The organism is Candidatus Acetothermia bacterium, assembly GCA_024653305.1.
GTDB lineage: Bacteria > Bipolaricaulota > Bipolaricaulia > Bipolaricaulales > Bipolaricaulaceae > JACIWI01.
Genome location: JANLFW010000017.1, coordinates 10,789 through 15,450, shown reverse-complemented (window position 1 = coordinate 15,450; position 4,662 = coordinate 10,789). Strand labels below are relative to the sequence as shown.

Here is a 4,662-nt window from a genome sequence, read left to right as displayed (position 1 = left end):
GCGTACGGGATCCCGAACCTCGGGGCGATCGCCCCCGGCTACGCTGCCGACCTCGGCCAGGGCCAACACACGCCTTGCCCGCCCTCCTGAGTTCCCGCGGTTCACGCCGAGCTCAACCCTTGCTCCGCCCAAGGATCGCTAGCAGCCGCTGCGGCCAGTCGGTGATGATCCCGGACACGTCCGGCTCGCGGGCGAACCGGGAGAGCTCGGTGGGCTCGTTCACCGTCCACACGTACACCCCGAACCCGGCCTGGCGCAGGGCGCGTGCCCTCGCCGGATCGTAGGCGGTGGCCCTGGGGTTCAGGGCATCGGCCCCGACCTCGCGGAGGTAGGCCACCGGATCGTACAGCATGCTGGACACGAGGAGCGCCCCGGCGATCTCCGGGGCGATCCGTTTCAGGTGCCGGATCATCTCGTGGTCGAACGAGGAAACGATGACCCGCCCCCCCATCCCGAGCTCGCGGATTAGCGCCACGGTGCGCTCCACGACGTCCCGGTCCCGCGGGGAGAGAACGAACGAACGGGTGCCCTTGAGCTCTACGTTGGCCAGGAGCCCGAGCTCCCCCGTGAGGAGGAGGGCCTCCCGAAGAGTGGGAATCCGCTCCCCGCGGTAGGCCTCAGCCTGGTCCTGGGGGACTTCCCCGGAGGCGATGGTCCCGAACGGATCCTGGGCCACGAACCACGACCCGGCGTCCAAGCACCGGATCTCCTCGAGGGTGAAGTCACCAACCCCCCATGGGGAACGGTCGGGGAACACTTCCCGGGCATTCGTGGTGCGGGCAAGGGTGTCGTCGTGCACGAGGACGAGCTCCCCGTCTTTTGTCATCTGCACGTCGAATTCCCATGCATCCGCCCCGAGCTCCCACGCCGCCTTGGCTGCGGCCAGCGTGTTCTCCGGGGCCACCGACCGCGCCCCGCGATGGGCAATGACCAGTACCGTGTTCACTTCCACCCCCTCAGGCACCGGATCCGACCATCCCACACCCCCAGCCCAGGCCACGGCAAGCCCGAGGCCCAGGCCCAGGCCCCGCCAGACCCTCAACCCCATAGTCCTCTCGCTACCCCCGGGCCGAGCGCCCTTTCGCCGCTGCTTTCCTGGAATAAGCATCATTTTTCTGTCTCCACCAAGCCCTTCACAAGCCACCGCTGCAGCAAGATCACGATAAAGATCGGGACGGCCATGGCCATGACCGTGGTGGCCATGACGAGGTTCCAGTCCATGAGGGATTCCGACGTACCCAACATCTTCACGATCCCGATGACCACGGTGTCCATGTTCCGCTCGGTGGTGATGAGGAGGGGCCACAAGTACTGGTTCCAACCGTACACGAACAGGATCACGAACAGGGCGGCGATGCTCGGCCGCCCCAAGGGGAGGATGATCGACCACAGGCACCGCATGGGGCCCGCCCCGTCGATCTTCGCCGCGTCCAGGAGCTCCTTCGGGATGGTGAGGAATACCTGCCGGAAGAGCAAGGTCCCGGTGGCGGAGACCATGAGGGGGATGGTCAACCCCGCGAACGTGTTGATGAGGCCGAAGTCGGAGATGACCTTGTAGCTCGGGATGATCCGGACCTCGAGGGGCAGCATCAGGGTGATGAAGATCAGCCAGAAGAAGAACATCCGGAGGGGAAACCGAAAGAACACGACCGCATAGGCAGCGAGGATGGAGACCGCGATCTTGCCGATGGCGATGGTGATGGCCATGAGGAAGGAGTTCAGCATCATGATCCGGACCGGGGTCCCCGACACACGCTCCCCGGTGCCGTAGGCCCAGGCCTGGGCGTAGTTGTAGGCCGCATACGGCCCGGGGGTGAGAGGCATCCGGCCGCGCCCGATCGTGGCCGCATCGTGGGTCGAGCCCACCACCGCCATGTACACCGGGAACGCGAGGATCGCCACCCCAAGGAGGAGCACCACGTGCGCAAGCCAGTTCTGTGGGAACCGCTTTGGCATGTGTACCCTCCTCATACGTAGTGGACCCGGCGCTCGATGAACCGGAATTGAACAGCAGTCAGGAGGATGACCAGGACCATCAGGACAACGGATTGGGCCGCCGAGCTGTTGATCTGGAAGTTCTTGAAACCATCCACGTATAGCTTGTAGCACATCGTCTCCGTGGCCTTCCCCGGGCCGCCCTTCGTCAACGCATCGATGGCCCCGAACGTGTCAAAGAAAGCGTAGACCGTGTTCATGACGAGGAGGAAGAACGTGGTCGGGGTGAGGAGGGGGAAGATGATCGACCAGAACACGCGCCGCGATCCGGCGCCGTCCACCCGCGCCGCCTCGACGAGCGACTTCGGGATCGCCTGAAGCCCGGCCAAAAAGAAGATGAAGTTGTAGCTCACCTGTTTCCAGACGGAGGCCAGGATCACGAGGAACAGGGCCTGGGTCCCGTTAAGGGTGTAATTCCACGGGATCCCCACCCCTTGGAGGGCCCTGGCGATGATGCCGATCGATGGCTGGAACAAGAACAGCCACAGGACCGCGGCCACCGCGGGGGCAAGGGCGTAGGGCCAGATGAGAAGGGTCTTGTACACCTGGGCGCCCCGGATCGGCTTGTTCGCCATCACCGCGAAGAGGAGCCCGGCCGAGATCGCGGCCAATGCCACCGCTGCGGAAAAGAGGAACGAAAGGCGGACGGATCCTAGGTAGTACGGATCGGAAAAGAGCGCTGTGAAGTTGGCAAACCCGACGAACCGCGTCCGCAACCCGAACGGATCGCTACGCAACACGGCCTGGTAGATCGCCTGCGACGCCGGCCAGACGAAGAACACCGCGGTGACGATGACCTGCGGCGCCACGAGCAAGTACGGGAGGAGCTTATTCGAGAACACCGGACGATCGCCCACAGTCCCTCACCCCCAACAGGGAGGTGGGGCGCACCCTCCACCGCGGTGCGCCCCACCGAAGGGTCCGTTACTTGTGGGTGGCCTCGAACTCGCGGAGGATGGCGTTGCCCCGCTTCACCACGTTATCGAGGGCCTGCTGCGCCGTCTGCTGGCCTTGGAGGGCTTTCTCCACCTCCTCGTAGATCACCGTCCGGATCGACGGGAGGTTCCCGAGCCGGAGCCCCCGCGTGTTCTCTGTCGGATTGGGCCGCGCGAGCTGCAAGATCGGGATATCGGCGCCCGGGTTCTGGTCGTAGTACCCTTCAGCCTTGGCCACCTCGTACCCTCCGAACGTCAGCGGCACGTACCCCGTCGTCATGTGCCACTTGGCATCGGCCTCCGGCTGGCTGATGAACCGGAAGAACTCGGCCACGCCCTTGTACAGCTCAAGGCTGGCATCTGGCCGGCGCATGACCCACAGCGAGGCCCCGCCGATGATCGAGTTGTGCGGGATCTGGACCGCGTCATCGTAGTAGGGGAGGTATGTCACGCCCCACTCGAACTTGGCCTCGCGGGCGACGCGGGCCCGCAGGGCCGAGGAGGCGATGAGCATCGCCGCCTCCCCGGAAGGGAAGAGCGCATCCGGCGTGGCATCCCGCCCGCCGTACGTGAACGAGCCCTCCTTGGCCATGTCGATCAGGGTCTGGAGATGCCGGACGTACAGGGGGTGGTTGAGCTCGAGCACCGCGTCCATGCCCTCGAACCCGTTGGCTCGGGTCGCAAACGGGGTGTTGTGGATGGCCCCAAACTGTTCGAACTGGGTCCACGTGAGCCAGGCGCAGGAGAGGCCGATCTTGGCGGCACCCGTCTCGACGATCTTCTTGGCCGCGGCCCGCACTTCGGCCCACGTCCGCGGCGGGTTGTCCGGATCGAGCCCTGCGGCCCGAAACGCGTCCTTGTTGTACCACAGCACCGCGGTCGAGCTGTTGAACGGCATGGAGACCATCCGACCCGCGGCATCGCTGTAGTAGCCCTTCACCGGGGCGATGTACTGCTCGGGGTCGAACGGTACCCCCGTGTCCGCCATGAGCTGGTACACCGGGTAGATGGCCCCGGTGGCGGCCATCATCGTCGCCGTCCCGACTTCGAAGATCTGCACGATGTGCGGGGGCTTGCCGGCCCGGAACGCCGCGATCGCCGCGGACATCGTTTCGGCATACGAGCCCTTGTACACCGCGTTCACAAAGTAGGTCGTCTGGGAGTTGTTGAAATCGTTGACCACCGTGTTCAGAGCGTCCGCCAGAGCCCCGGTGGCCGCGTGCCAGAACTCGATTGTCACCTTCCCCTGTCCCACCGCGAGCCCGCCAATCGTGGCCATCGCTAACACCAGAACCAAGAAACGCTTCATCGTTACCTCCTCGTTTGCTCCCTCTGAATCGTCGTGCGATGCCCTACAACTACTCCCCCCTCTCACCCCCTTCCCTTACACGGAGTACACCTCTAGCTCAAGGCTAGCTAGTGCTGACCGGATCTCGTTGTTGAGGCCCTCGTCGGTCACGATCACGTCCACTTCCTCAAGGTCGGCGATCCTCCCATGGGTCACGACCCCGAACTTGGTGTGGTCGGCCACGATCACCACCCGCCGGGCATGACGCACGATCTCCGCCGCCGTCTCCGCCTCTTCCAGGGAGGGGATCGTGATCCCATGTTCAAGAGAAATCCCATTGGCTCCCAGAAACGCGAGGTCGAAGTACACCCCTTCCAGGGCCTGACCGGCCAGAGGGCCCACCATCGCGAAGGAGACCCCCCGCAGGTACCCGCCCACCACGTA

Annotated in this window: 5 protein-coding genes; all 5 read right to left on the bottom strand. The window is 64.9% G+C overall.

The window, feature by feature from the left end:
- Positions 1-112: 112 nt before the first annotated feature.
- The 5 genes from NUV94_06640 to NUV94_06620 all read right to left on the bottom strand — a co-directional run bounded on the left by NUV94_06640 (position 113) and on the right by NUV94_06620 (position 4,623).
- Positions 113-1,042 (bottom strand): glycerophosphodiester phosphodiesterase, encoded by a 930-nt coding sequence (locus NUV94_06640; GenBank protein ID MCR4392428.1) that lies wholly within the window; start codon positions 1,040-1,042, stop codon positions 113-115.
- A gap of 65 nt (positions 1,043-1,107) precedes the next feature.
- Positions 1,108-1,956 carry a sn-glycerol-3-phosphate ABC transporter permease UgpE gene (gene ugpE / locus NUV94_06635; protein ID MCR4392427.1) on the bottom strand — a complete coding sequence of 283 codons (849 nt, stop codon included), beginning with the start codon at positions 1,954-1,956 and terminating at the stop codon, positions 1,108-1,110.
- A gap of 11 nt (positions 1,957-1,967) precedes the next feature.
- Positions 1,968-2,852: a sn-glycerol-3-phosphate ABC transporter permease UgpA gene (gene ugpA / locus NUV94_06630; GenBank protein MCR4392426.1), complete on the bottom strand. Its 885-nt coding sequence runs from the start codon at positions 2,850-2,852 to the stop codon at positions 1,968-1,970.
- 67 nt (positions 2,853-2,919) lie between these two features.
- Positions 2,920-4,239, bottom strand: coding sequence for a sn-glycerol-3-phosphate ABC transporter substrate-binding protein UgpB (ugpB, locus tag NUV94_06625; GenBank protein ID MCR4392425.1), 1,320 nt, complete (start codon positions 4,237-4,239; stop codon positions 2,920-2,922).
- Positions 4,240-4,314: 75 nt separating this feature from the next.
- On the bottom strand, positions 4,315-4,623 hold the full coding sequence (locus NUV94_06620; GenBank protein MCR4392424.1) for a hypothetical protein: 309 nt from the start codon (positions 4,621-4,623) through the stop codon (positions 4,315-4,317).
- Positions 4,624-4,662 lie beyond the last annotated feature (39 nt).

Excerpts from the sequence above, each read along its gene's own strand:
- ugpB (MCR4392425.1), bottom strand. The coding sequence starts at position 4,239 with ATGAAGCGTTTCTTGGTTCTGGTGTTAGCGATGGCCACGATTGGCGGG.
- ugpE (MCR4392427.1), bottom strand. The coding sequence starts at position 1,956 with ATGCCAAAGCGGTTCCCACAGAACTGGCTTGCGCACGTGGTGCTCCTC.
- NUV94_06620 (MCR4392424.1), bottom strand. The coding sequence starts at position 4,623 with ATGGTGGGCCCTCTGGCCGGTCAGGCCCTGGAAGGGGTGTACTTCGAC.